Origin of the sequence: Myxococcus eversor (assembly GCF_010894455.1) — a bacterium.
Taxonomy (GTDB): Bacteria; Myxococcota; Myxococcia; order Myxococcales; family Myxococcaceae; genus Myxococcus; species Myxococcus eversor.
Map to the genome: position 1 here is coordinate 91,005 of NZ_JAAIXY010000020.1, position 25,378 is coordinate 116,382.

Here is a 25,378-nt window from a genome sequence, read left to right on the forward strand (position 1 = left end):
CCAAAAACGTGGGATTGAATGCGGCGCCAACTTTCGGAAGGGCCTCCGGTTGTCCCGTCTTCGCCTGCTCGCCACCGTTCCGCTGTGTGCCCTCATCGGCTGCGCCACCGTGCAGTCCCGCGACGTCGGGGCCGCCCTGGAGGTGGCGCCACTCGCGGCGGTGGCACCCACCGAGCAGGTCGTGGCGGCGCCCTCCACCGAGCCGTCCAGCATGGTCCACGCCGAGGATGTGGGCTCGGTGGCACCGGGTGAGGTCGGGACTTCGGCGAACGTACAGACGCCCCCGGTGAAGTCCGACGCGCCAGCGGCGCCGAAGGCCGAGGTGGCTCCGCGCGTCGTGGCCACCGTCGTCTCCGAGGAGAAGGAGCGACCGCTGGTGACGGGCGTCATCGCGGCCGCGCTGGAGGCCGTCGCGCTCGTCGTCCCTCCGTCCACGGACCTGGCGGCGGGCTTCTGGGATGCGTACCGCACGCCGATGCAACTGGCGCGGCTCATCGTGACGCGCTCCATGCAACTCGTCGGTGAGCGCAACCTCGCGAAGGTCAGCCGGGGCATGCCCAATGACTGCTCCGGCTTCGTGCGCCTGGCCTATCTCTCCGCCGGCATCGACCTGGTGGCGCATGGCTTCCAGGCCGGTGAGAACGCCGTGTCCGCCATCTTCCGTCGCGCCACGGAGGGCAAGCGGCTGCATCACCGCGCGCCGCGCCCCGGGGACCTCGTGTTCTTCCGCGAGACGTATGACCGCAATCGCGATGGCCGCCGCAATGACGGGATGACCCACATCGGCGTGGTGGAGGGTGTGGCCGATGACGGCACCGTCACCTTCATCCACCGGGGCAGCAAGGGCGTGGCCCGCAGCCGGATGAACCTGTCGTATCCGGAGAAGCACCAGCTCGCGCAGGGCGGACCCGTGGTGAATGACTTCCTGCGGCCCGCGACGAAGGGCGGACGCGCGTATCTCACGGGCGAGCTGTTCGTGGCCTTCGCCTCTCCCGACGGACTGTAGATTTCCAGTCGGTGCCTCGCACCCCGCGTGGCTTTGAAGCATCGCGCGGTTGGTGCGTCATGGCGGGCATGAGAATCGCCCTGCTTGTCGGTGGTTTGCTGCTCGCGTCGGGCTGTGTCGTCCACTCGCGCTCACCGCCCCGCCCCGCGCCTTCACGTCCTCCTCCTCGTCCGTCCGCCATGTCCTACAAGGAGGCGGTGGACCGGGGCTTCGGCGAGTGTCGCGCGCGCCGGTTCGACTGCCGGCTCAAGGAAGCGCACCGGACGGGCAACGACGTCTGGAAGGTGAAGTTCTTCGCCTCGGCGCCCGGGGCACAAGGCCATCTGCATCTGGATTACGACGCCTTCTCTCGCAACCTGCTCAAGGTGGACGAGAAGGTGAAGGCCCGGCGTGGCGACCGGGATGATGACGACTGGGATGACGACGACCACCACCATGGCCGTGGCAAGAAGAAGGGCCACGCCCGGCACGACGACTGAGCACGTCCGGAGGCTCGGGCGGTGACTCACCGCCCGGGCTTCAGCCGCCCTTCCTGTTCAGCGCCTTGATGGCTTTGTTCGCTTCGCCCTGGCCGCAGTCGCCCTTGGTCTCCTTCAGCTCGGCGAGCCGGATGAGGGCGGGGACCGCGTCCATGTTGCCCAGCGCGCCCAGCCGACTGGCGGCGAGTCTGCGCACGTTGCACTCCTTCGCCTCCAGGGCCTTCGAGTAGGCCAATACCAGGTCCACTCCCTCCGTCAGCTTGGCGGACTCCAGGTAGCGGAGTGCGCCCCACTGCTTCGGTGAGTACTCGCCCTGGATGAGCTTTTCGAAGTACGGGCGAACCCGCTCCTTCGGGAGGTTGCTCAGCAGCCTGCGCAGGTCGCTGGTGCTGCCCTTGGAGTTGTCGTTGTCGCCGCCGCCGAAGTCCTCCGCGAGCCCATCCAGCAGCGAGTCCTCCACCGAGGCGCGGCCGTCCGGGTCCAGCGAGGTGAGCAGTACCCGCTCCTTGTCGTGGTTGCCCAGGGCGTGGTGGGTGGCCGCGAGGGCGCGCCGCACCGGAGCCTGCTTCTGCTCCTCGTTCGACGTCTCGTTCAGCAGCGCCAGCGCTTCGTCCTTCTTGCCTTCCTGGAGCAGCGACATGGCGCGCACGGCGGGGCTGTTCAGATGCAGCACGACGGCCACTCCGCCGCTCAGGAGCACCACGGCTCCGAGCACGGCCATCGTCGCGCGCGGCTGCGCACGCGCCAGCAGCACCGCCTTGTTCACGCCCTCCTTCACCTTGGGCGGCACCGTCAGGAACGCGTTGAGGCGGGTCAGGCCCGTGCCCAGTCGCGCCTTGCCCGAGCGCAGCGCACTGGAGACGGCCTGTATCCCCCGGGAGATGGGCGCCAGCGCCGCGCGAGTCCGTTGGACCGCCGGCGCCAGGTGCACCGCGAGGGCGTTCTGCTTCTCGAAGCGACTGCCGAAGGGAGGTCCCTCCTCCACCTGCTGGCAGCGGTAGAGCTGGAGCTGTTCCTCGCGGCCGGGGAGGGTGATGGAGCCGCAGGGTTCGACCTCCGCCTCGGCGCGGTTGCGCGCCAGGTTCACCGCCTCCGTGAAGGTCACCTGGCCCGCGGCGGCGACGTGCTCCACCGTCTCGAGCACCTCCATGGGCTCGCCCAGCACGGTGTCGGAGGTCAGCAGCACCTCGCCCGCGTGCAGGCACACGCGCACGTGCAGCCGCTCCTCGGGGGACAGCGCCTGGTTGTGCCGCCACAGCCGGTCCTGCATGGCCATGCCGCACAACACGCCCGACGTCGGCGAACGGAACACCACCAGCAGCGCGTCTCCGCGCTTCTGCACGAGCCGTCCCTCGTGCTCCCTCACCAGCGGCATCAACAGCCGGTCATGCGTCTCCAGCATCCGCGCGTTCTCTTCGTGCGTCTGCCGGCTGGTGCGCTCGGTGAAGCCCTGGATGTCGGTGAGCATCACCGTCAGGTTCTGCGGCTTCACCGTCGACGTGCTGCCGGACAGCGTGGGCTTCGTCCCGAACGCCGCCGTGCCCGTGCGCATCGCCGAGGGCGAGGGGGACGCGCTGTCCGTGCCCGGCGAGGACTCCAGGCCAAAGGCGGCGGTGCGCTGGCTATTACGGCTCGGAAGCGGCGCGGGTGCCGCGTCTCCCGCGCCGAAGACGGACGTCCCGCTGGGGCCACCGGTGCTCGTCGCTTCTCCCGCGCCGAAGACGGACGTGCCGGAGGGCGTGGTGGTGGTGGGCGCGCCAACGTAGGCGGGAGTCCCCAGTCCAGGCGTGAAGGCGGACAGCGACGAGTGCGCGGCGGCCAGCGCATCCGCCAGCTCGTGCGCGCTCTGGGGTCGCTTCGCCGGGTTCTTCTCCAACAGGCGCATCACCAGCGACAACAGGCCGATGTAGCGCGTCAGCGAGGGCGCCGCCCGGTCCAGTGGGAGTGGGGCGTGGGAGGCGTGCTGCGCGAGGAAGTGCCGCGCCTGCGGGCCCTCGAAGGGGAGCCGCCCCGACAGCACGCGGTAGATGAGCACGCCGAAGGTGTAGAGGTCGCTGCGCGTGTCCACCTTCGCGCCCACCGCCTGCTCCGGCGACAGGTACTCCGGGGTGCCGAGCACCACGCCCACCTGGCTGACGTTGCTCTGCGCGTCCGGTTCCACCAGCCGGGCGATGCCGAAGTCCAACAGCCGGGCCTGCTCGCCGCGCGCGCCGGGGGAGATGAAGACGTTCTCCGGCTTCAAGTCGCGGTGGATGATGCCCTTGTCGTGGATGGCGGCCAGGCCCTCCGCGAGTTGATGGAGCAGCGGCAGCGCGCGGCCCGGCGGCATGGCGCCCCGGGTGAGCACGTCGTACAGGCTCTCGCCCTCCACGAACTCCATCACCAGGCAGGCGTGGTCGCCGGACTCACCGAAGTCGACGATGTGCACCACGGAGGGGTGCTCGACAGCGGAGAGGAGGCGGGCTTCGCGCTTGAAGCGCTCGGCCATGCCGGGCTGCGCGTTGAGGTCGTGGTGAAGGACCTTGATGGCCACCTTGCGGCCCAAGGAGACCTGTTCACCCAGGTACACTTCGCCCATTCCGCCCGAACCCAATGGACGGAGTACACGGAAGCGACCGTCGAGGACGAGGGAGTCGGGAGCCAGCACGCCGGGCGCATATTGTCCGACTTCGCCCCGGCGCGCATGACGAACAACGCATGCGGCCCTGGGGTCGCCAAGCCCCTCCGGCTGCCCCCCGGGCGGGGGATTGTCATAAATTTCGGGCGCTTGGAGGCCGTGGTAGTTTCCAGGCTCCCGCGATGGCCAACGAGAGCGACTCCCTAAAGCCCACCGCGGCGCCCGACGCGCGCGCCGCTACGCCCGAGCTGCGCCTGCTGGACCGCAGGGCGTTCGTGGGCTTCCCGGCGCTCGAAGTCGTTCCGGGCCTGCGCATCTCCGACTTCGCGCTCCAGATTCCGGACGTCAGCTTCCCCTTCAACGTCAGCGCCGGGGCCACGCGTTATCAGCGCAAGAAGCTGCACTTCGGCTTCCTGGAGCTGTCCGTCGACGCGGATCTGGTGACGCGGCGGGTGGCGGAGCTGGCGGGGCGGCTCGCGGGCCTGGAGGAGCTGCGGCTGCACTTCCGTCCCGGGTACCTGGAAGGGCAGGGCCGACTGCCCGCGCCGGAGCGCACGCCCTTCACGTTCAAGGTGGCCTTCGACGCGGATGGCGAGAAGCTCGCCGTCTATCTCTACGACGTGCGCCTGTACGGCTTCTCTTCCACGCCGTCGGTGCAGGTGCCGGGGCTTCTGTCCGCCGCCGTGGGCGCGCTGGCGCTGGTGCCGGACGTGGAGGTGCGCGGCGCCTCCGGCTTCTCCACGCGGGTGCTGCCCGCGCTGTGTCAGCTCGCGGCGGTGAGCCGTGGCTACAAGATGCCGTCGCTGGACACCGCGCGTCTGTCCGCCGCCGAGGTGTCGAGCACGGGCTTGAAGCTGCGCTTCGCGGCGGGCGGTCTGCCTCCTCCAGCCACGCCGGACGAGGAGCTGCTCCTGACGTTGGAGGGCGCGCGGGCCTTCGCGGACGCGGAGGGACTCATCGCCCAGGGGCGGCTGGCCGAGGCGCGGCAGCAATACCTCCAGGCCGGAGACGCGCAGGAGGCTCACCCCTTCGCCGCCGAGCGGCTCTTGTCTCTGCTGGTGGCCGACCCGCAGGCGCACGAACTGGCCCTGGACGTGGCCGCCACGCTCCAGCGTCGTCGGGACCGCAGCCCCGCCGCGCTGTGGGGCGAGGCCGTGGTGCGCGAGCGCCGGGGCGAGGGTGCCCGCGCCGCCGAGCGCTACCTGGCGCTGTGTGCGCTGGCGCGTCGCACCTCGGAGGAGGCCGCGGCCTTCTTCTCCGCGGAGGCCGCGGCCCGCTGCTCTCGCGATACCGCGCCCCAGGTGGCGGTGAAGGCGCTGCATGAGTTGCTGGGCCTGAAGCCGGACCACCTGCCTTCGCTGAAGGCGCTGGCGCGCGCGTCGGACCAGGCGCGTGACAGGGCGGGCGCTGTGCGGGCCTACCGCCGGTTGGCGGCGCTCGCGAGAGACCCGCATGAGGCCGCCGACGCACACGTGCACCTGGCCCGGCTGTGCGCGCAGACGGAGGACGACATCGCCGGAGCGCGCCTGCACTGCGAGGCCGCGCTGCGTCTGTCTCCGGACCAGTCGGATGCGCTGTTGCTGCTGGGTGAGCTGTGCCACCGGGGCGGCGAGCACCTGCGCGCGCTGAAGGCGTTGGACCGGCTGCGCGAAGTGTCCATGGCCCGGCACGAGCTGGACCGCGTGGGCCACGCCGACCTGATGGCCGGCCGGGTGTGGGAAGAGGGCCTGAAGCAGCCGGAGAACGCGCTCCTGCGCTACCGCGAGGCGGTGTCCCTGCTGCCCGGCGAGGCGGAGCCGCTGTTCGCCGCCGCGCGCGTCGCGGAGGGACTGGGCCGGTTGCAGGAGGCGCTCGCGGGCTACCAGCAGGCGCTGGAGCTGGCGGGTCCCGCGCCTCGCTCCGAGGGCGTCCGCCATGCCGCGCACGCCAGCCATCATGCGCTGGCGCGGCTGTACCGCTCTCGCCTGGGAGACCCGGCGCGAGCGCGTGAGCACCTCGAGTCCGCGCTGGCGCTGGACCCTCGCGACGGGGTGGCGCTCGAGGAGCTGATTCCGTACTTCCGCATCACCGGGAAGTCGCTGGAGCTGGCCGACGCGCTGGAGAAGTCCGCCGCGCTCCTGGACGAGCCGGCGAAGCGCGCCGCGTCCTGGGCCGAGGCGGGTGAGCTGTATCGCGGTCGACTCCAGCAGCCGGAGAAGGCGGAGCGGCTGTTGCTGCTCGCGCTGGAGGCGGACGCGGACCACCGGCCCGCGCTGGAGTCGTTGCTGGCCCTGGCCGAGGCGCGGCGTGATGGACCGCTGCTGACGCGGTGCCTGTCCGCGCTGGCTCGACTGGCGCCGGACGTGAAGGAGCGCGCGCAGAAGTACCGCCGCCTCGCGGTGGCCGCGCGCGACCTGGCCTTCGATTTGGACCTCGCGGTGCACTCCCTCCAGGAAGTGCTGCGCGCGGAGCCGGATGACCTGCCGGCGCTGGGCGAATTGTGCGCCCTGCAGCGCAAGCGCGCGGACATGGCCGGGCTGGCCGTGGCGCTGGAGGAGCGCGCGCGGGTGGCGGAGGCGCAGGGTGACAAGCGCCTCGCGGCGGCGGCGCTGCGGGAGCTGGCCGGGGTGCTGGAGGCCCGCCTGGGCCGCGTGGGTGACGCGCTGGTGTCGCTGGAGAAGGCGGCGCGGCTGGCCCCGGACTCCGCCGTGCTGCTGGACCTGGCGGACCTGTCGCTGCGCTGCGAGCGCCCCGAGCACGCCCGACGCGCGCTGGAGTCGCTCCTGTCCACGCTGCCGCGCACCGCCGCGCCGGAGAAGCTGGCGGACGTGCGCGCCCGGCTCGGTCGCGCGTGCGAGATGTTGGGCGACCGCGAGGGCGCCATCGCCGCGTATGCGCAGGCGCTGCCGCTGCGCCGGCTGGACGACACGCTGGCCGTGCGGCTGGAGTCGCTCTACACGGAGGCGGGCGAGACGCAGGCCCTGGCCGAACTGTGGGCCGGCCGTGCCCAGGCGCTGATGGGCGCCGACCGCGCCGAGGAGGCCGCGCCCCTGTTCCTCCAGAGCGCTCGCGCCCTGCTGGAGCGGGGCGAGAAGGCCGCCGCGCTGCTGCGCCTGACGGCCGCGCTGGAGGCGAGTCCCCAGGGCCCGCTGGCGGCCGAGGTGCTGGAGTCGCTGGCCGAGCTGGAGCTGGAGCGCGGCGAGAAGCTGGAGGCCGCCCGGCTGTACGCGCGTCGCGCCGTGCTGGTGCCGGAGGCCCGCTCCGGCGCGAAGCTGCTCTACCGCGCCTCGCTGCTGGCTGCGGGTACCAGTCGCGAGGAGGCGTTCCTCGCCGAGGCCCTGGAGCGCGATTCGACCTTCGCGCCCGCGCGTCAGCGTCGCGGTGAGCTGAAGCTGCCCACCGATGCACGCGCCGCGCTGGAGGACTTCGAGGCGGTGCTGGCGCTGCCTCCGGTGGACGCGGATGCGCCGCGCGAGGCGGAGCGGGTGGCGCTCACGCGCAAGGCCGCCAGTGCCGCCGTGCGCGCGGGCAAGACGGACTCCGCGCGTCGCCTGCTGGCTGAGTACTGCATCCGGGCTCCCGAGGACCTCGACGCCCGCGTGGAGTTGGTCAACCTGCACCGCAAGGCGGGCGCTCGCGAGGCACTGGCTGACCTGCTGGTGGAGTTGTGGCCTCGCCTGTCTGGTGAGCCTCGGCGCGCGGCCCGTCGTGAGCTGGCGGAGCTGTCCCTCGTCCTCGGCCGTGCTGGCGCCGCGGTGGACTCGCTGCGAAGCCTTCGCCTGGAGGAGCCGCAGGACACCTGGGCGGCGCAGGCGCTGCTCGACCTGCTGCCTCCGCCGGGCACCGGCTCGTCGGACGAGGAGGCCGAGCGCCTGGAGTTGCTGGGCGCGCTGGTGTCGTCGGCGACGGGCGAGGACCGCGCCGAGCTGCTCGCGCGTCGCGCCGTACTCCACCGCGCCACCGGTCGAATCACCGCCGCGCGCGAGGACTTCTCCGAGGCCGCGAAGCTGGCCCGTCGTCCCGCGGCGCTGTTGCTCGCGTTGGCGGAGCTGGCACGCGAGTCGGGTGACGAGGCGGGAGAGCTGGAAGTGTGGCGCCGCGCCGTGGTCGCCGATGCCCAACTGGGCACGCGCGCTCGGGAGCGGCTGCTCGCCCTGGCCGTCGTGCTGTCGGAGAAGGATGAGCGGGGGCTCGCGCGCGAGGCGCTGGTGTCCGCCGTGGCGCTGTCCCCGTCGGATGCCGAGCGCTGCGACGCCTACTTCGCCCTGGCCGACCTGGCCCACCGCGACGAGCGTCCGGACGAGGAGGTCGCCGCGCTCGCCGAGGCCGCGCGTCAGGGCCCCACGGCTCGCCGGGTCGAGGCCCTGCTCGCTCGCGCCACGTTGCTCGAAGCTCGCGGACAGCTCGCGGACGCTCGGGAGAGCCTCAAGGCCGCGCTCGCGCTGGCACCGCGTCATGCGCAGGCCACCGTCTCCCTGCAGCGCGCGCTGCGAGCCCTGGAGGACTGGGCCGCGCTGGCGGAGCTGCTCTCGGCCGAGGCGCCTCATGCTCCTCCGTCCGAGGCGGCGGCGATGTACTCGGAGCTGGCGTCGCTCTACCTGGAGCGCCTGGAGCAGCCGGCTCCCGCCGAAGCGGCGCTGCGCCAGTCGCTGCGGTTCGCTCCCGGCGATGCGGACGTGCGACGCCGGCTGGTGTCGTTGGTGGCCGGGCGCGGTGAGCTGCGCGAGGCCGCGGCCCTGCTGGAGACGGCCGCCGAGAGCGCCACGACGTCCGAGGCCGCCTCGCTGCTTCGCGAGGGCGCCGCGTACGCGCGAGAGGCCCAGGACCTGGACCGCGCGCTGAAGCTGGCGCGCAAGGCACACTCGCTGGTGCCGGCGCGGGGCGCGGAGCTGGCGTCGCTGGCGGAGTTGCTCTACCTGCGCGGCGCGGTGCTGGAGGCCCTGCCGCTCCAGGAGACGCTGGCCTCGACGGCGGACTTCGCCGCGAACCCCGACGCGGCCGAGTCCACCTGGCTGCGGCTGGCGGAGCTGGCGGAGAGCGCGGGCGAGACGAAGCGCGCGGTGGCGGCGTACCGGAAGCTGCTGCTGGAGCGGCCGTTGTGCGAGCCCGCGGTGCAGCGTCTCTCCTCGCTGTTGGAGAAGGACGACCCGCGCGGCGCGTTCGAGGTGCTCGTCACCCACGCGCGGGCTCTGGCGCCCTCCGAGGACACAGTGCGGCGGCTCGTGGTGCTCGCGGAGAAGGCGCGCGCCGCCCTCGCCGACGCGGGTGTGGCGGCGTCGCTCCTGGCGCGCGCGGCGGAGATGGCGCAGACGCCGCTGCCGCTCCGCCTCCAGCTCGCGTCGTTGTATCGCGACACGGGGCGTTCGCTGGAGCTGCTCGCGGAGCTGCGCCACGTGGCCGCGCTCAGCCTCCAGGTGGGCGACGTGGCCGCGACGCTCGCGGCGTACGACGAAGAGGCGCGACTCGCGGAGTCCACGGGCCGCGCGGACGAGGCGCTTCGGGCGCTGGCGGATGCGCGAGACCTGTTGGAGGCGCGGGGTCGCGCACCCGAGGCCGCCGCGTGCGAGCGTCGGCGCGCGGAGCTGCTGCGCGACGTGAAGCTGGACCTGTCCGCCGCGGAGAGCGCGTTGGACCGCGCCTTCTCGCTGGCGGAGGACCTGGGCACGGCGCGACTGGGCGCGGCGCTGGCGGAGCGCCGGGACGATGCCGACGCCGAGGCCCTCTGGCTGGAGCGCGCGCTGCCCCTGCTGGACGACGCCAAGGAAGCGGCGGCGCTGCGGTTGCGGCTGGCGAAGCTGCACCTGGGCGTGCTCTCGGACACGGAGGAAGCGGAGCGCTTCCTGCGCGGAGCGCTGCGGCAGGACCGCTCGCTGGACGAGGCCGAGACGCTGCTGGCACGACTGCTGGAGCGGGACGGACGGCTGGCGGAGCTGGCCGCCTGGTACGAGGAGTGCGCCGAGGGCGAGGCGGACTCGGAGCGTCGCGCGGCGTTGCTCCAGCGCGCGGCCGTGCTGTACCGCGACAGGGCGGGGCGTCCGGATGCCGCCGCCGCCGCCTTCATCGCCGCGCGGTCCGCCCGACCGGATGACCTGGACCTCACCGCGCAGGCCGCGGAGCTGCTGCACGAGGTGAATCGTCACGCGGACGCGGCCGAGTTCGATGCCGTGCTGCTGGAGGCCGACCCCTTCCGCGAGCCCGTCTTCTCGCGGCACCGCGCCTTCCTGGAGGAGACGCAGGACCCGCAGTCGCTCGCGGAGTTGATGCTGCGCCGGGCCCAGCGCCAGTCGGATGCCGATGCCGCGGACAGCTACCTCGCCGCCGCCCGGTCCTTCCGCGCGGTCGGTGCTCGCGAGCGCGCGCTGCTGTGCGAGGACCGGGCCTTCGAGCTGAGCCCCGCGAGCGCGGAGGCCTTCGAGCGTGTGCGTGAGCGCGCAGCCGGAGACGTGCGCCGGCTGTCGGAGTTGCTGGCCCTGCGCGCCGCGGCCCTGCCTCCCGAGGAATCGCTGCCGCTGCTGCGCGAGCGCGCCACCCGGTTGCTGGACGCGGGCGAGGCGTTGCTGGCCGCCGAGGCCTTCGACGTATACCTGTCCAGCTCCGGCGACGACGTGGAGGCGCTGTCCGCGCGCGCCGAGCTCGCCGCCCAGAGTGGAGGCCCCGCCGCCGCGCGCCCGTATGACCGGCGCCTGCTGTCGGCTGGGGGCGAGACGCTGCCCGTGACGGTGCGCGCGCGGACGTGGCTGCGGCTGGGCCATGCCTCGCTGGGCGCGAACGCGTACCACGACGCGGCGGATGCCTTCGAGTCGGTGGTGTCGCTGGAGCCAGAGGGCGAGCGCGGCCGTGAGGCGCTGTCGCTGCTGGCGGAAGTGCACTCGCGCACGGGCAACGCGCCAGGCCTGTACCGGGCCTCGTTGCAGCTCGCGCGGTATGCGGAAGACACGGCGACGGCGGAGGTGCTGTACCGCCGCGCGGCGGACCTCTTCGATGACCCGAGGGACGCCATCGACGCGCTGTTGCCGCTCGCTCGGCTGCGTCCGGCGGATGCGTCCATCATCGACCGGGCGGTGGCGGGCCTGCGCGCGCTGGGTCGTCACGGTGACCTGCTGGCGGTGTACGAGTCCGGCGCCGAGGCCGCGGGTGGCGTCCGCGCCGCCGAGCTGCTCCTGGCCGCCGCCACCGTGGCCGCCGAGTCGCTCGCGGATGTGGACGCGGCCTGGGAGCTGACCCAGCGCGCGGCCGACGCCGCTCCCGAGGACGTCACCGCGCTGCGTGCGCTGGTGGCGGGCCTGCGTGAGCGGCGGGAGACGACGCGACTCCTGGAGGCGCTGGAGCGGCTGGTGCCGCGCCTGGAGGACGCGGATGAGGCGTCCGTCCTGCGTCTGGAGCTGGCCTCACTGCTCCGTGACGCGGACCAGGTGCCGAAGGCCCGCGAGGCGCTCGAGGCCGTCGTCGAGCGCGGTGCCTCGGGTGCTGGCTACGCCATCGCGCTGGAGGAGCTGGAGAAGCTGCTGGGCGATGTGCCCGCGCGTCGGGCCGAGGTACAGGTGGCGCGCGCGGAGCTGGTCTCCGGTCGCGAGCGACTGGTGCTCCTGCTGTCCGCGTCTCGGGGCTTCGAGGGCGCGGGCCGGTTGCAGGATGCGCTGAAGGCGGCGAAGGCCGCCGTGGCGACCGAGCCGGACGTGGACGCGGCGATGCGCATCGCCCACCTGCATCGCGCCCTGGGCGAGGCCCCTCGCGCCGCGAAGGCGTTGCTCCAGGCCGCGCGACTCGCCTCGCCGGAGGAGCGTCCGCCGCTGCTGCTGGAGGCCGCCGACCTCTGGGAGAAGGCGGGCGAGCACGGGGAGGCGCTGGAGGTCATCGAGCGCATCGCCACCGAGGCGCCAGACATCCTCGAGCCCGCGGAATTGGCGGAGCGCTTCGGTCGGCTGGGCGCCTTCACGCGCGCGCTCCAGGTGGGCTTCGCGCCCGCCATGGCCGCCGGCGAGCTGACGGATGCGCTGGCCATGGCCGCGCAGGCCGGAGACACCGCGCGGACACGCGAAGCGCTGTGGGCCCTCGTCGCTCAGCCGGATACGGACGCGGCCCATGCCTCCGCGCTCGCGGACGGCCTGCGCGCCGAGCGCGACGCGGAAGGGCTTCTGGAGCTGGCGGCCCTCTCCCTCTCTCGCGACGAGGCCTTCGCGGTGACACTGCGCGACGAAGTCCTCCGCGCGGCGGATGCCCCGGTGCTCCAGCGCCTGCGGGCCCTGGACGAGCTGTCATCCGACGCGAACTTCGGCACCCGGCTCACGCTGTTGTTGCCGGGGCTGGAGAAGCACCCGGTGGCGCTCTCGGAAGCGGTGCTCGGCCGGGTGCGCGTGCTGTCGGATTCGGCGCGAGTGGAAGCGCTGTTGATGGCCGCCGAGGGGTGGACGTCGCGTCGCAAGCCGTTGCTGCGCGAGCGTCATGCGCTGGAGCTCAGGCTGGGCCGCTTCGACGCCGCCGCGCGCACGCTGGCGCGGCTCATCGAGGTAGAGGAGGACTCCCGCGCCCGGGCCACGCTGCACCTGGAGCACGGCGAGCTGCTGCTCAGTCCGCTGGACCAGCCCGCCGAGGCTCGCGCGGCCTTCGAGCTCGCGCTGGACGCGGATGGCACCAGCCTGCCCGCGTTGCGCAACCTGCTGGCGCTGGTGGACGAGTCGAAGGAGCCCGCCGTCTTCGTGTCGCTCGCGGAGCGGTTGATGGTGGAGGAGGGGCCCGACGCGGCCACGCCTCATCGCGAGCGCCTGGCGGATGCCTACGAGGCCGTGGGCCAGGTGGCGGACGCCGTCGCACAGCTGGAGGCGCTGCCGGAGACCGAGGAGCGGCTGGCCCGCCGCGCGAGGCTCGCGGAGCAGCGCGGCCTCACGGGCGAGGCGCTGCGGCTGCGCGAGCGGCTCACCGACGAGCCCGGGATGTTGGAGTCCATCCTCCGGGGCTACCTGGAAGAGCAGCTCATCGCGCCCGCCGCGCGGCTCGCCGAGCGCCTCTTCGACGCGGGAGTCCTGTCCGCCGAGGTCCTCCGCCTCGCATGCGAGCGGCTCTCTCCGGTGATTGAGGGCGCGCCGTTCGCGGTGCGCGTCTGGCCGGAGCTCTTGCGCGCCACTCCGCTGGACGTGGATGGCTGGACGCTCTTCGCGGAGGCGCTGCGACTGCTGGAGCGTCGGGACGCCGCCGAGCGCGCGGATGGTGTCGGCGCGGCCTTGTCTTCCAGCACGGCGACGGTGCCCGCCGCGACGGTGTCCGCGCTGCCAGTGCCCACGGGCTTCGAGCATCCGCTGCCCCCGAACGCGCTGCCGGTGACGGCCGAGCGCTTCCCGCGACTCTTCTCCGCGCTGCGCCCCATGCTGTCGTCGCTGGGCGGAAGCCACCTGCGGGTGAGCGTGGACCCGTCGGGTGGCGTGGAGGCGTACCTGCTCAACGCGGAGGAGCTGGTGCTGGGCGCGGGTGCGCTCTCGTGCTTCGGCACGGTGGAGCTGGGCTACCTGTGCGCGCTGGCGCTCGCGCTGGGCGCGGACGGCGTGAAGCTGTCGCGTCCCGGCGAGGTGCCCGGCTTCGAGGCGGCGGCGGTGACGGCCTTCCGAGCGGTCCCCGCCTCGCTCGCCGCGGGGCGCGTCCTGGCGCGGCTGGAGGCCGAGGTGCGAGGGAGTGACCCGGCGCGGGTGGATGTGGGCGCGGTGCTCGCACGTGGGGGCGCCTTCCGGGCCGTGGCCCTTTCCGTGCTCGACGTCGGGTAGCCGTGTAGCCTCCGCGCCGTATGCGCCTGAAGCACTTCGCTTTCTCCGTCCTCCCCGCCGCCGCGCTCGTGACGGCCATGGCTTGTTTCTCGGACCCCGTGTACCCGGGCAATCAGCTCCTGGGCACCTTCCAGTTCGAGGCACGGTTGGACCCGGCCAACACCACCTGCGACGCGGCGATGCCGGAGTTCGCGCAGCTCGACGACGGCGGCGTATTCCGCTTCGAGGGCACGTTCTCCAAGAACGACGACGGAGGCGCCGGCTGGTTCACCGTGCAGGGCTTCGACCGCGAGGCGAAGTACGAGGGGCAGCTCGTCGACTCCCAGCTCAAGGCGACGGCGCCGCGCTCCTCCTGTGGCACCGGCTGCAAGGACTCGCAGATTGAGGAGTCGCTCAACGTCACCCTCTTCAGCGACAGCCAGGCGGGCCTGCTCAACCGCAACTGCGCCGCGTTCGATGGAGGCATCCCCGACGCCAGCCCGCCGGCCCCCACGGAGAATGGCTACGACGTGTCCCTGGCGTGTGGTTCGCTGACAGATGTCTTCCTGCCGGGCTCCTGTACGTGTACTCCCACGACGTGCAAGACGGCGTACAAGGTGCAGGGAGTCCGGAGGGACTGATGGCGAAGCGTGCGGTGGTGTTGATTTCGGGTGGCCTGGACTCGACGACGTGCGTGGCCATGGCGAAGGCGAAGGGCTTCGAGCCGGTGTGTCTGGCCGTGGCGTATGGCCAGCGGCACGCGGTGGAGCTGGAGCGGGCCCGTGACGTCGCGGCCGCCATGGGCGTGAAGGACTTCCGGGTGGTGAGCATCGACCTGCGCCAGATTGGCGGCTCGGCGCTCACCGCGGACATCGACGTGCCCAAGGACCGGCCGGCCGACGAGATGAGCCACGGCATCCCGGTGACGTACGTGCCGGCGCGCAACGCGCTGTTCCTCTCGCTGGCGTTGGGACTCGCGGAGGTGGTGGGCTCCACGGACATCTACATCGGCGTCAACGCGGTGGACTACAGCGGCTATCCCGACTGCCGGCCGGAGTTCATCCGCTCCTTCGAGCAGATGGCGAACCTGGCCACCAAGGCGGGCGTCGAGGGCGCGAGCTTCACGGTGCACGCGCCGCTGTCTGGGATGACGAAGGCGGACATCATCCGCGAGGGCACGCGCCTGGGCGTGGACTACGGGATGACGCACTCCTGCTACGACCCGGACGCGCAGGGGCTCGGCTGTGGGCGCTGTGACAGCTGCGTGCTGCGCAAGAAGGGCTTCGAGGAGGCCGGAGTCCCGGACCCGACGCGCTACACGGTGGGGGCATGAGCATGACGACGCGGTTGGGCTGGGCGGTGGTGCTGGGGCTGTGCGTGGGCGGCGAGGCGCTGGCCCAGGATGCCGGGGCACAGAAGCCTCCCGCGACGGCGAAGTCGAGTTCCACGTCGGGCAAGGGCGCGAAGCCCGGTGACATCGCGCCGCTCGTGGACGCCACGACGGTGGTGGAGGACCTGGCGCTCGACTTGAAGTACGCGACGGCGGACAACTTCCTGAAGAAGCAGGTGTACCCGGACACGGCGCGCTGCCTGCTGCTGCCCGAGTCCGCCCGCAAGTTGAAGGCGGCGGCGGACGCGCTGCGGCCCAAGGGCTACCGGCTCAAGGTCTACGACTGCTATCGGCCCCGCGCGGTGCAGTACGAGATGTGGAAGATCATGCCCGTCCCTGGCTACGTGGCGGACCCGAAGAAGGGCTCCAACCACAACCGGGGTGGGGCGGTGGACCTGACGATGGTGACGCTGGAGGGCAAGGAAGTGGAGATGCCCACGCCCTTCGACACCTTCACGCCGGCGGCGCACCACGGCTACGCGGGTGGCACCGAGGTGTCCCGTCAGCACCGCGAGGTGTTGCGCGAGGCGATGGAGGGCGCGGGCTTCGCTCCCAACCGCATGGAGTGGTGGCACTACGACCTGCCCGACGCGAAGTCCCGGCCGGTGCTGGACGTGCCCTTCGCTCCGGTGAAGTAGCGCCGAGCGTCCAAGACGCCCTGGCTCCATGATGGAACGGTGATGAAGCCGGGCGCCACCTGCGGCACGCTGGGCTGAATCCGAAGGGAAGGCTCCGCCCGGTGTCCGCGTTGGTCCCACGATGAAGACCGCTCTCCTGCGCTCCCTGCTCGGCGTCCTCCTGTGCCTCGCCATGTCGGCGTGGGCCCAGGGCGGCTCGGGCACGGTGTCGGGCTCGGTCCTCCAGGCGCGCGGCCAGCAACCTCTCGCGGGGGTGAAGGTCTCCGCCGCGTCCTCGGCCCTCGCGTCGCCGCGCACCACGCTGACGGACGCGCGGGGCCACTACCAGCTCCCCTCGCTCCCGGCGGGCCTCTACTCGCTGCGCTTCGAGAAGGAGTCCTTCCAGGCCTCCACGCGCGTGGATGTGAAGGTGGAGGCGGGCCAGACGCTCACCGTGTCGGTGGAGTTGTCCCCCCTCGCTTCGCCCTTTCCTCCCGCCGTGGCGAGTGGTACCGCGTCCCACTCCTTCTCGCCGCTGGCGCCGTTCGCCCCGCCGCTGCGGCTGGAGTCGGATGGTGTCGCGTGGATGGTCGTCCCCCGTGCTGGAGACATTCGAGACAGGGCACCGCCCTGGGCGCTGCCCCAGGCGTCGACGCTCGCGCCGGAGGGGGCGGGGCAGAGTCTCTTCTTCACTCCGGGGAGCAGGCCCCTGCGCGACTCGGACACGCGCGGCCATGGCGTCAATCCGACCATCGACACGGAGGAGGAGCGCGTCTCCACGTACACGTTGCAGGTGAGCACGGCGTCGTACGCGCTGACGCGAGGCTACCTGGCGCGCGACTCCCTGCCGGCGGAGGAGGCCGTGCGGGTGGAGGACTTCGTCAACAGCTTCGAGCCGGGCGAGGACGGCGACGTGGTGGGCCCGTTCGCCATCCACGTGGAGGGCTTCCCGTCGCCCAGCCGCAAGGGCTACCACGTCGTGCGCGTGAGCGTGCGGGCCCGCGAGGCCTTCACCGACGTGGGCGTGCAGTTGGAGTTCGACCGGAAGGCCGTGGCCCGCTATCGCCTGGTGGGGTACGAGAACCAGTCCGCCACGCCGGAGCCGTTCGACGATGACGCGGAGCCCGTGGCCGTGCCGCTGGCGGCGGGCACTTCGGTGACGGCTGTCTACGAAGTGAAGCTGATGGGCCCCGCCATCGCCTTCGGCACGCTGCGTGTCCTCTACGAAGAGGGCGAGAACACCATGTGGCGCCGCGTGCAGAAGCTGCTGCCCTCCAGTGTCCTGCGCTCCTCCGCCACCCGCGTCGCTCCCTCCACGCGGCTGACGTACGTGGCCGCCGCCTTCGCGGAGAAGCTGCGGGGCTCCTACTGGACGCGCACGCTCGATTGGGCGCGGCTCCATGCGCTCTGGCAGGAAATCGGCGAGCCGCTGGCGAGTCGTCCGGACGTGGTGGAGCTGGGTGCGCTCATCAAGAAGGCAGGCGCGCTGGACCAGCGCAGGGACCGCTTCGGCCCTCCAGGCTCGCTGTCCAACATGGACCCCGACAACCTCCCGGCCTCCGGAAGGTAGCCGCGAGCATGCTCCGCAGGTTGCTTCCCATGCTCGTCGCCCTCGTGCTCGGCCTCGCCGGGCTCGGCTGGGGACTGGGCTACCTCCATCGCATCTTCGCCAACGAGCGGGAGGACGCGCGCCTCTCGCTCGACTCGCGACGCGAGGCGCTGGAGCAGTACGCCCGCGCGTCGCTGACGCAGTCACTGCACGACAAACTGGAGACGGCGAAGCCCGCCCTGGAGGCCGCGGTGGCGGACCCGCTCGCGCCCGCCACGGGCCTGTACCTGCGCGAGCGCGGCACCCAGGTGCTGCCCCGCCTGGCGCTTCACGACACCGGTGACGTGTCGCCCGCCCGCGAACGCTACGCACGGTTGCGCGCGGGCACGGAGGTGGCGGAGGACCTGGACGACCCGTGGGCGGAGCGGCTCGCGCGGACGCGGGCGGTCGAGCTGGCGCTCACGCGCGGAGACCGTCGGGCCTCCACGGTGGCGCTGATGGCGTTGCTTCAACATCGCTCGCAATACGTGCTCGCCTCCACGCGGGACGTGCCGGGCCTGCTGGTGGTGCTGGAGTCGCTCGCGGAGCGCGGCGACCCGGTGCCGCAGCTCATGCAGGCGCTGGTGCGTGACGGACTGGCGGATGGAAAGGGGGGCCGGTTGGATGGCCTCCAGCGGTTGCTGCTGTCACGCCGCTCGCGCTTCACCCCAGCGGACTTCCAGTTCCTGATGGAGCGGGTGGCCGCGCTGTCCACGAAGGTGGGCGCGCCAGTGGACGACTTCGCGTCGCGCGCCCGAGAGCTGACGGCGAGCCCGCTGCCCCTGCCGGCCTTGCTCCCGGGCCCAGCCCTGGTGCGTGCCGGGTGGTACCTGGAGCCCCGCGGTGGCAACCAGGTGCGCGGCGTGGCGGTGGACGCCACGGAGTTGCTGGCGTCACTCACTCGCGAGATGCGCGAGCGCGGGTTGCTGGACGCGGAGGGCAGCGTGCGATTGCTCGGAGACGCGCCAGTGTTGTCGCTGGAAGCGCTGCCGCTGGCGGTGGCCACGCCCGAGTGGGCCCGGGCGGAGACCGCGCTGGAGCGCCGCTACCGCTTGAAGACGGGCATGGTGGTGCTGTGCGCGGGGCTGGCCCTGGGCATCGCCGCGCTGGCCTTCCTCGCGCAGCACCGCAAGTACCGCTTCCTGGAGCTGAAGAGCGACTTCGTGGCCACCGTGTCGCATGAACTTCGCACGCCGCTGGCCTCCATCCGCCTGCTCGCGGAGACGCTGGAGTGGCGACTCGCCGAGGGCACCGACGCCCGCGACTATCCGGCGCGCATCGTCCGCGAGGCGGACGGGCTGGGCTTCCTGGTGGAGAACCTCTTGTCCTTCAACCGCATCGACAAGGGCCGCTGGGTGCCCAGGTTGGAGCCGGTGCGCCTGGACGAAATCGTGTCGCTCCTGCGCCGGGACTTGGAGTCCTGGTCGAAGGTCCCCGTGGAGCTGGAGGCGGAAGCAGGGGAGCTCACGCTGCGCGCCGACGCCCAGCTCCTGCGCCTGCTGCTCTCCAACCTCGCGCGCAACGCCTGCGCCTACAACACGCGCAACCCCGTGCGCCTGCGCGTGGAGACACTGCCCGGTGGACGCGTGCGCTTCTCCGACAACGGCGTGGGAATTCCCCCAGCGGACTGGGAGCGCGTCTTCGGGGAGTTCGTCCGCCTGCCAGGACAGGGCAGGGAAGTGGCTGGCAGTGGCCTGGGCCTGGCGCTGTGTCGCCGCATCATGCGTCTGCACTCCGGTACCCTTCACGTGGTGGCCTCCAGTCCCGAGGGCACCACCTTCGAGCTCTCCTTTCCCCCGAACGCGACGCCATGAACCCCACCCAGCCCACCATCCTGCTCGTGGAGGATGACCCGAACCTGCGGCTCGCGCTGCGCGACAGCCTGGAGCACCAGGGCGGCTACGCCGTGGAAGAGGCGGCCACCGTGCGCGAGGCTCGCGAGCACCTGGCGCGCCGCGCCTTCCAGCTCCTCCTCCTGGACGTCATGTTGCCGGACGGAGATGGCTACACGCTGTGCCGGACGCTGCGCGAGGAGGGCGTCACGTCGCCCGTGTTGATGCTCACCGCGCGCACGCTGGAGGACGACGTCGTGCGCGGCTTCGAGGCGGGCGCGCAGGACTACCTGGGCAAGCCCTACCGCCTGCGCGAGCTGCTGGCCCGGGTGGGCGCGCTGGTGCGCCGCGCGGGTGGCGGTGCTCCGGCGAAGCAGGTGCGCTTCGGCGGCTACCGGATGGACCTGGACCGCCGCAAGGTGGAGACGCCCGAGGGCACCAACGTGGAGCTGACGCGCACGGAGTTCGACCTGCTCGCCTTCCTGGTGCGCGAGCGTGAGCGCGTGCTGCGCCGCGACGACATCCTGGACGCGGTGTGGGGCCGCGACGTCGTCGTGGACCCGCATACCGTGGACAACTTCGTCTCCAGCCTGAAGAAGAAGCTTGGCTGGAACAGCGCCTCGCGCTTCGCCATCCAGACGGTGCGCGGCGTGGGCTACCGCATGGAAATCGAGGCGCCCTGACGCCGCTTCAGCGCAGCGGGTTGTGCAGCATCCGCTGCTCCAGGTCCTCCAGCGCGGCGCGGCGCGGCTCCTCTGTCCGGGTCCGCATCGCCTGGATGAGCGACACCGTCTCCGGTGCATCCACGCGCAACAGGGCCTGGGTGATGGCCTGCTGGATGTCGCCGGTCTGTTTCATCCAGGCGCCGACCAGGGCCTCGGCGGCCACGCGGCGCACGGCGCCTTCCTCCTCGCGGGACTTCGATTGCGAGGTCTTCCACGCCCAGAAGGAGCCGACGTCGCCCAGCGCCACGGCGAGCCGACGCGTCTCCGAGGGCGCCGGATTGAGCGCGAGGGCCTCCGCCAGCGCCTGCGCCATCACCAGCCTGCGACACCGGCCCATGGCCTCTCGCACCGTCTCTCCTCGCGAGCCTTCCTGATGGGAGAGGGCGATGAGCAGTGCCGCGGCCTCCGGGGACTCCAGCTTCGCCAGGGCCGTCGCGGCGGCACGGCGCGCGGGACGCCGGGTCTCCGAGCCTTCCAGCAGGCTCTTCCACAGCGGCAGGAGCCGCGCGTCGCGCAAGTCACCGGTGGCCTCCACCATGCCCACCTGGAGGGCCAGCTTCGCGGAGTCGCGCACGGGCTGCGGCGCCTGCCCCGCGTCGTCGAAGGCGAGCCGCTCCACCATGGGCCACAGCGCCTGCGCGCCCAAATCCCGGAACAGCGCGGCGGCGGCGGCCAGCGTGCCCCGCTTCCTCGCGTCCAGGACCGTCACCTGCGGGATGACCGCCTCCAGGCGCACGAAGGCCTCGGGAGTCTCCTTGCGCGCGCGCGCCACTTCCTCCCGGAGCGCGCCCAGCCCGTCGTCGGTGCCCGTCTGTGCGCGGGCGGAAGAAGCGGACAGTGTCAACAGCAGCGCGGCTCCCATGCTCCAGGTCAGTGCGCGAATCATCGGCCGCTCTCCCACCACTTCGCTGAAGGCACGTCGCGCGCGCTGTTCGTCGCGCAGTGAATCTCGCCGCCGCCCACGTGGTAGAGGTCCCAGGTGTCCGTCCAGTGCACGCGGATGCCGTGCGGCGCCAGGGCCTCCTCGAGTTGAGCCTTGAAGATGTCCTTCCCGTCGATGACGAGCCCATGCGGGTCCGGCGCGATGACCATCGAGCGCGACACCGACAGGAGATTCACCGTCCCGGGTTGCAGCGCCGTGGCGCCGTTGGGCGCGCTCTGGAAGAGGAAGGGCACGCGGACAATCTCGTCGTCGGTGAGGCCCGTCTCCGCGCGGAGGATGCGCAGTTGCTCGTCGATTTCGAGCGCCGCCCTCGCGCTGGTGTCCATCACCCCGGCATGGTCCAGCAGCGCCGACACCGTCACCTCCGCGGGGCGGTCGTACAGCCAGCGCCTGTCCTCGAAGAGCTTGGACTCGCCGTGTCCTTCCTCCAGGGCCTTCATCAACATGCGCCGCGCCTGGGCGGGGTCGGCCACCAGCGCAATCCAACCGCGCGGTGTGTTCGCGGGCAGGAAGCTGATGGTCTCATCCACGTGCGCCACCGCGAGCCAGGACGTGTCCAGGTACACCACCGGCTGGACGGCCTGCGCGTCCAACATCTTCGTGAAGCTGGGGTCGGGCTGGAAGTCGGGCTCGGAGCTGGGGCCCCGGCCGCGCAACAGGCGCCCCAGGGGATACTTCACGCCGTCCTTCTCATAGGGAGGAATGACCTCCGTGTTGCCCAGGGAGTTGAGCGTCTGGGATTCGGCGGACAGGCCTGGCTGGTATTGCGACACCGCCGCCTGGTCCCTGCCTCGGAGCCAGTAGACGATGCGGCCCGCCTCGCGCAGCGGAATCCGGGACGAGTTCCAGTTCGCGTTGGCCGCGCGGTAGTTGACCTGGATGACGTGCTGGGCGCCTCGGCCACCCAACCTGGGCATCGACATGTACGCGGGCTCGAAATAGTCCTGCGCCCACAGGTCATCCACCGCGAACTCGGAGAAGGCCGTCGGCTCACCGGACTCGGCGAGCGCCCCGCCCAGCTCCTGCCGGAAGCGCGACGAATCCTCGTCATCCAGCCGCGATACGTAGACGTTCCGCACCGGCGTCAGGTGGTGGAACATCACCACCGGCGCGACGCGCAGGCGCACCGTGTCCTGGAAGCGCTCCGTCGGCCGGTCCACGTGGTAGATGGTCAGCACCACGTCCGCGTACCCGTCCCACAGGTCCGGGTCCCTCACGATGTCCTTCGCCTCGAGGGCGATGCTCACGCCCTCCCTCAAGTCCTTCGCGGACAAGGGCAGGAGGTTGGGGATGCGGAACGAGAAGAACTCGTCGCCAATCTGCTTGAACAGGCGCACCTTCTCGCTCGCGGGGCCTCCCACGGAGACGGTGCCCACCGCGTAGTCCGGGGCCTCCGCCCAGCGCTCCACGCGCAGCCGCGCCAGGTCCCACAGGTCCTCGTCTCCGTTGATCTCCGAGTCCGCCGCGTCGTTGCAGGCCTCCAGCGCGTCATCGCTCATGGCGGACGGAGACATGCTGAAGGCACACCGCTTCTGGTCATCGTCGATGTTGGCCAGGAAGATGGCGCCCCGCTCGGCGGTCCACAGCTCCTCGTCCGTTTCGTCGGCCGCGTTCACCGTGCCGTCGCGATTCACGTCCGCGAGCAGGTTCACATGGGGCTCGAAGGGCGCGGTGAGGCGGTCCGAGGTGCCGCTCGTGTCGCTGTTCCAGTCGAAGGCGTCGCAGCCGCTGAGCAGCATCAGCGAGAGCAGCACGCCCAGGGACGCTCTCGCGGGGACGCGCATGTCGGGTGGAGGGCTCATGTAGGTCCGGGTCGATGGTTGACCGGCCTGGTGCCGGGGGGCACCCATCCATCGTTGGAATCCATACGAAAGGTATCCTGGCCCCAGGTTCAAGCAACGATTGGTGTGGTCTGGGGCGGACCTCGCGCGGCAAGTGATGGTTGACATCGCGAGTGCTTTCGTCGAGGCGGCCCGAGGGGAGGGCAGACGAGTGCCGATGAACGCGCTGTAACTTCGGGCGCCTCCGCGTGTTCAAGGCTTCGTCATGCGCCTTCTGTCCCTCTGCTCCCTGGCGGTGGTGCTGCTCTCATGTGCGAGCACCCCGCACCCTGTCGTTCGCAGTGAAGCGCCACCGGACCAAGGCCCCGGGGCGGAGGTGCACCTGCTTCAGCGGTGGGCCTTCGGGCCATCGGAGAGAGACTTAGCGGAGGTCCGCCGGCTGGGCGTGCGGGGCTGGGTGGAGGAGCGGCTCGCGCGGAAGGACGCCCCGGTGTCTGCGGCGTTGGAGGCGAAGCTCCAGGAGTTTCCGACCCTGACGATGTCGATGACCCAGCTCGCCAGCGACTATCCGGGCAAGAAGGAGCGGGAGCAGGCGCTGCTGGATGGCCGCGAGCTGATGCGGCCCGTGCGGATTGGCTTGGAGCTGTCCGCCGCCAAGGTGCTCCGGGCGGTGGAGGGGCCCAATCCGCTCGAGGAGGTGCTGGTGGACTTCTGGTTCAACCACTTCAACGTGTCCGCGGACAAAGGCGCGGTGAGGTGGATGGTGACGTCCTACGAGCGCGACGCCATTCGCCCGCATGTCTTCGGACGCTTCAGGGATTTGCTCGAGGCGACGGCGCGCCACCCGGCGATGCTCTTCTACCTGGACAACTGGAGGAGCACTCGCGACGGGATGCCGAAGCTGGGGCAGCGTCTGACGAGGCGCGGCGTGGCGCCGATGATGATGGAGGATGACGGGGACGGCGACGACGAGGACCCCGCCGAGTCCGAGCCGAAGCCGGGCCTCAACGAGAACTACGCGCGCGAGCTGCTGGAGTTGCACACGCTGGGCGTGGACGGCGGCTATTCGCAGCAGGACGTGCGGGAGGTGGCGCGCAGCTTCACGGGGTGGAGCATCCGGCGTCCGCGTCGCGAGCCGGAGTTCGTCTTCCGGCGGCGGGCGCATGACATGGAGGCCAAGCAGGTGCTCGGACAGGTCATCCCCGCGCGCGGTGGCGAGGCGGATGGAGAGAAGGTGTTGGACCTGCTCGCGCGGCACCCGGCGACCGCGCGTCACCTCGCGACGAAGCTGGCGCGGCGCTTCGTCTCGGACACGCCGCCGCCGGCGCTGGTGGACCGGTTGGCGAAGGTGTTCCTCTCCTCGGATGGGGACCTGCCCACGATGTACCGCGCGCTCATCGACTCGCCGGAGTTCTGGGCGCCCGAGGCACGCGGGGCGAAGGTGAAGACACCGTTCGAGTTCGTCGTGTCGGCGTTGCGCGCGACGGGGGCGCAGGTGGAGGTGCGTCCCAGGTTGGTGCAGGCGCTGGCGAGGATGGGGGAGCCGCTCTACCGCGCGCCCGCGCCCACGGGCTTTCCGGAAGTGGCGGCGCCGTGGGTGAACAGTGGCGCGCTGGTGGCCCGGCTCAACTTCAGTCTGGATTTGGTGTCGGGGCGAGTGCCAGGAGCGCGCGTGTCACTGGCGTCACTGGCCACGCCGTCGACGCCCACGGCGGAGGCCTGGGTGGACACGCTGGGGCGCGCGCTGTTGGGGACGACGCCCTCGGAGGAGACACGGGCCACGGTGCTCGCGGCGCTGTCCAAGCGCACCGAGGCCGCCAGCGCCGAAGGAGAGCCGAGCCCCGTGGATGTGCAACTCGTTGCCGGGTTGTTGCTCGGCTCGCCGGAGTTCCAGCGACAATAGATTGCTAAAGACACACGCTCATGAGCCGTGCCCTCGTGCGTTATCGAGACAGAAGGCACAGGGCGTCTGGACGGACCCGGGAGTCAGTCCTGGTGGAATGAGGTTAGACTTCCAGACATGGACAGAGTCGCCCTCTTCTTCTGGCTGTGGGTGCTGTTCCTCGCGGTCAACGTGATGTGGGCGCTGGCGCAAGCGGTGGTGGCGAGTGCCTTCGGGGCGCGCCCTCTCGCGGTGCGCATCGGCTACGGGCCCCAGTTGGTGGCGTGGCGCATGGCCGGCATCGGTTGGAGCCTGCACCCCATCACCCTGGGCAGCTCCGCGTCGTTCGTGCCTGAGGCGGAGGAAGGTTCGACGGAGACGCTCAAGAGCCGGCTGCTCGCGCTGCCACCCCCGCTGCATGCCCTGGCCCTGGCCGTGCCCTGGTACGTGCAGATTGGCGTCGCCATGGCGTGCCTGGGGCCCGCGGAGGGTTTCCATCAGTTCACCGAGGGCTTCCCCGCGGTGTTCAACCTCCCCGCGCTGCCGGGGCGCGTGGAGCGCTTCGTCGGGTTGCTCCGTGACGGAGAGCTGGTGCGGGCGTGGGGCATCATGAGCGCGCGGATGGCGTCCCTGAACCTGCTCCCCATTCCCTCGCTGGCGGGCGGCTACCTGATGCTCTTGCCCTGGCGCGAAAAGTCGCCGACGCCGACGTGGGTGCGCCCGGTCGCCGCCGTCCTGCTCGCCATTTCACTCCTCTGGGCCGTGTGGGTCTCATCTCTCTTCGTCAGGGCCATTCTCTAGGCAGCCA

General features: G+C 71.8%; 14 protein-coding genes. 11 read left to right on the plus strand and 3 right to left on the minus strand.

Features of this window, described 5'->3' with window-relative positions; all coding sequences use genetic code 11:
- Positions 1-49 precede the first annotated feature (49 nt).
- Together G4D83_RS33740 and G4D83_RS33745 are read left to right on the plus strand one after the other, a co-directional pair.
- Entirely contained in the window at positions 50-1,006 is a 957-nt protein-coding gene (locus G4D83_RS33740) for an NlpC/P60 family protein (RefSeq protein ID WP_163868990.1), read from the plus strand.
- Between the two features lie 68 nt (positions 1,007-1,074).
- Positions 1,075-1,485: a hypothetical protein gene (locus G4D83_RS33745; RefSeq protein ID WP_240356896.1), complete on the plus strand. Its 411-nt coding sequence runs from the start codon at positions 1,075-1,077 to the stop codon at positions 1,483-1,485.
- Positions 1,486-1,525: 40 nt separating this feature from the next.
- Here G4D83_RS33745 and G4D83_RS33750 read toward each other — a convergent pair whose 3' ends face one another.
- Complete coding sequence (locus G4D83_RS33750; RefSeq protein ID WP_240356898.1) at positions 1,526-4,063, minus strand: protein kinase domain-containing protein; 2,538 nt, start codon at positions 4,061-4,063, stop codon at positions 1,526-1,528.
- A 221-nt stretch (positions 4,064-4,284) separates the two neighbouring features.
- Between G4D83_RS33750 and G4D83_RS33755 the strand changes: the two genes are divergently transcribed.
- From G4D83_RS33755 to G4D83_RS33785, 7 genes are all read left to right on the plus strand, one after another.
- Entirely contained in the window at positions 4,285-13,833 is a 9,549-nt protein-coding gene (locus tag G4D83_RS33755; protein ID WP_163868993.1) for a tetratricopeptide repeat protein, read from the plus strand.
- 20 nt (positions 13,834-13,853) lie between these two features.
- Positions 13,854-14,453 (plus strand): hypothetical protein, encoded by a 600-nt coding sequence (locus tag G4D83_RS33760; protein ID WP_163868994.1) that lies wholly within the window; start codon positions 13,854-13,856, stop codon positions 14,451-14,453.
- Positions 14,453-15,145, plus strand: a complete 693-nt coding sequence (gene queC / locus G4D83_RS33765; protein WP_163868995.1) for a 7-cyano-7-deazaguanine synthase QueC — start codon at positions 14,453-14,455, stop codon at positions 15,143-15,145. The genes G4D83_RS33760 and queC overlap by 1 nt, the downstream gene beginning before the upstream one ends.
- Positions 15,146-15,147: 2 nt before the next feature.
- Positions 15,148-15,840 carry a M15 family metallopeptidase gene (locus G4D83_RS33770; RefSeq protein WP_163868996.1) on the plus strand — a complete coding sequence of 231 codons (693 nt, stop codon included), beginning with the start codon at positions 15,148-15,150 and terminating at the stop codon, positions 15,838-15,840.
- Positions 15,841-15,961: 121 nt separating this feature from the next.
- Positions 15,962-17,389: a YfbK domain-containing protein gene (locus G4D83_RS33775; protein WP_163868997.1), complete on the plus strand. Its 1,428-nt coding sequence runs from the start codon at positions 15,962-15,964 to the stop codon at positions 17,387-17,389.
- Positions 17,390-17,397: 8 nt separating this feature from the next.
- Positions 17,398-19,221, plus strand: coding sequence for a sensor histidine kinase (locus G4D83_RS33780; protein WP_163868998.1), 1,824 nt, complete (start codon positions 17,398-17,400; stop codon positions 19,219-19,221).
- Positions 19,218-19,922, plus strand: coding sequence for a response regulator transcription factor (locus G4D83_RS33785; protein WP_163868999.1), 705 nt, complete (start codon positions 19,218-19,220; stop codon positions 19,920-19,922). Before G4D83_RS33780 ends, G4D83_RS33785 begins: the two co-directional genes overlap by 4 nt.
- Positions 19,923-19,929: 7 nt before the next feature.
- Here the strand turns inward: G4D83_RS33785 and G4D83_RS33790 are convergent, their stop codons facing one another.
- The gene (locus G4D83_RS33790) at positions 19,930-20,850 is read right to left on the minus strand and encodes a hypothetical protein (protein ID WP_163869000.1); all 921 of its coding nucleotides are present in this window, start codon (positions 20,848-20,850) and stop codon (positions 19,930-19,932) included.
- Positions 20,847-22,709 carry a protein-arginine deiminase family protein gene (locus tag G4D83_RS33795; protein WP_240356900.1) on the minus strand — a complete coding sequence of 621 codons (1,863 nt, stop codon included), beginning with the start codon at positions 22,707-22,709 and terminating at the stop codon, positions 20,847-20,849. Before G4D83_RS33795 ends, G4D83_RS33790 begins: the two co-directional genes overlap by 4 nt.
- A 244-nt stretch (positions 22,710-22,953) precedes the next feature.
- Between G4D83_RS33795 and G4D83_RS33800 the strand changes: the two genes are divergently transcribed.
- Entirely contained in the window at positions 22,954-24,591 is a 1,638-nt protein-coding gene (locus G4D83_RS33800) for a DUF1800 domain-containing protein (RefSeq protein ID WP_163869001.1), read from the plus strand.
- Positions 24,592-24,708: 117 nt separating this feature from the next.
- The gene (locus G4D83_RS33805; protein WP_163869002.1) at positions 24,709-25,371 is read left to right on the plus strand and encodes a hypothetical protein; all 663 of its coding nucleotides are present in this window, start codon (positions 24,709-24,711) and stop codon (positions 25,369-25,371) included.
- Positions 25,372-25,378 lie beyond the last annotated feature (7 nt).

What these genes read in the sequence shown, in the direction of transcription:
- G4D83_RS33745 (WP_240356896.1), top strand. Translation starts at nt 1,075, where the DNA reads ATGAGAATCGCCCTGCTTGTCGGTGGTTTGCTGCTCGCGTCGGGCTGT.
- G4D83_RS33750 (WP_240356898.1), bottom strand. Translation starts at nt 4,063, where the DNA reads ATGGGCGAAGTGTACCTGGGTGAACAGGTCTCCTTGGGCCGCAAGGTG.
- G4D83_RS33755 (WP_163868993.1), top strand. Translation starts at nt 4,285, where the DNA reads ATGGCCAACGAGAGCGACTCCCTAAAGCCCACCGCGGCGCCCGACGCG.
- G4D83_RS33760 (WP_163868994.1), top strand. Translation starts at nt 13,854, where the DNA reads ATGCGCCTGAAGCACTTCGCTTTCTCCGTCCTCCCCGCCGCCGCGCTC.
- queC (WP_163868995.1), top strand. Translation starts at nt 14,453, where the DNA reads ATGGCGAAGCGTGCGGTGGTGTTGATTTCGGGTGGCCTGGACTCGACG.
- G4D83_RS33770 (WP_163868996.1), top strand. Translation starts at nt 15,148, where the DNA reads ATGACGACGCGGTTGGGCTGGGCGGTGGTGCTGGGGCTGTGCGTGGGC.
- G4D83_RS33775 (WP_163868997.1), top strand. Translation starts at nt 15,962, where the DNA reads ATGAAGACCGCTCTCCTGCGCTCCCTGCTCGGCGTCCTCCTGTGCCTC.
- G4D83_RS33780 (WP_163868998.1), top strand. Translation starts at nt 17,398, where the DNA reads ATGCTCCGCAGGTTGCTTCCCATGCTCGTCGCCCTCGTGCTCGGCCTC.
- G4D83_RS33785 (WP_163868999.1), top strand. Translation starts at nt 19,218, where the DNA reads ATGAACCCCACCCAGCCCACCATCCTGCTCGTGGAGGATGACCCGAAC.
- G4D83_RS33790 (WP_163869000.1), bottom strand. Translation starts at nt 20,850, where the DNA reads ATGATTCGCGCACTGACCTGGAGCATGGGAGCCGCGCTGCTGTTGACA.
- G4D83_RS33795 (WP_240356900.1), bottom strand. Translation starts at nt 22,709, where the DNA reads ATGAGCCCTCCACCCGACATGCGCGTCCCCGCGAGAGCGTCCCTGGGC.
- G4D83_RS33800 (WP_163869001.1), top strand. Translation starts at nt 22,954, where the DNA reads ATGCGCCTTCTGTCCCTCTGCTCCCTGGCGGTGGTGCTGCTCTCATGT.
- G4D83_RS33805 (WP_163869002.1), top strand. Translation starts at nt 24,709, where the DNA reads ATGGACAGAGTCGCCCTCTTCTTCTGGCTGTGGGTGCTGTTCCTCGCG.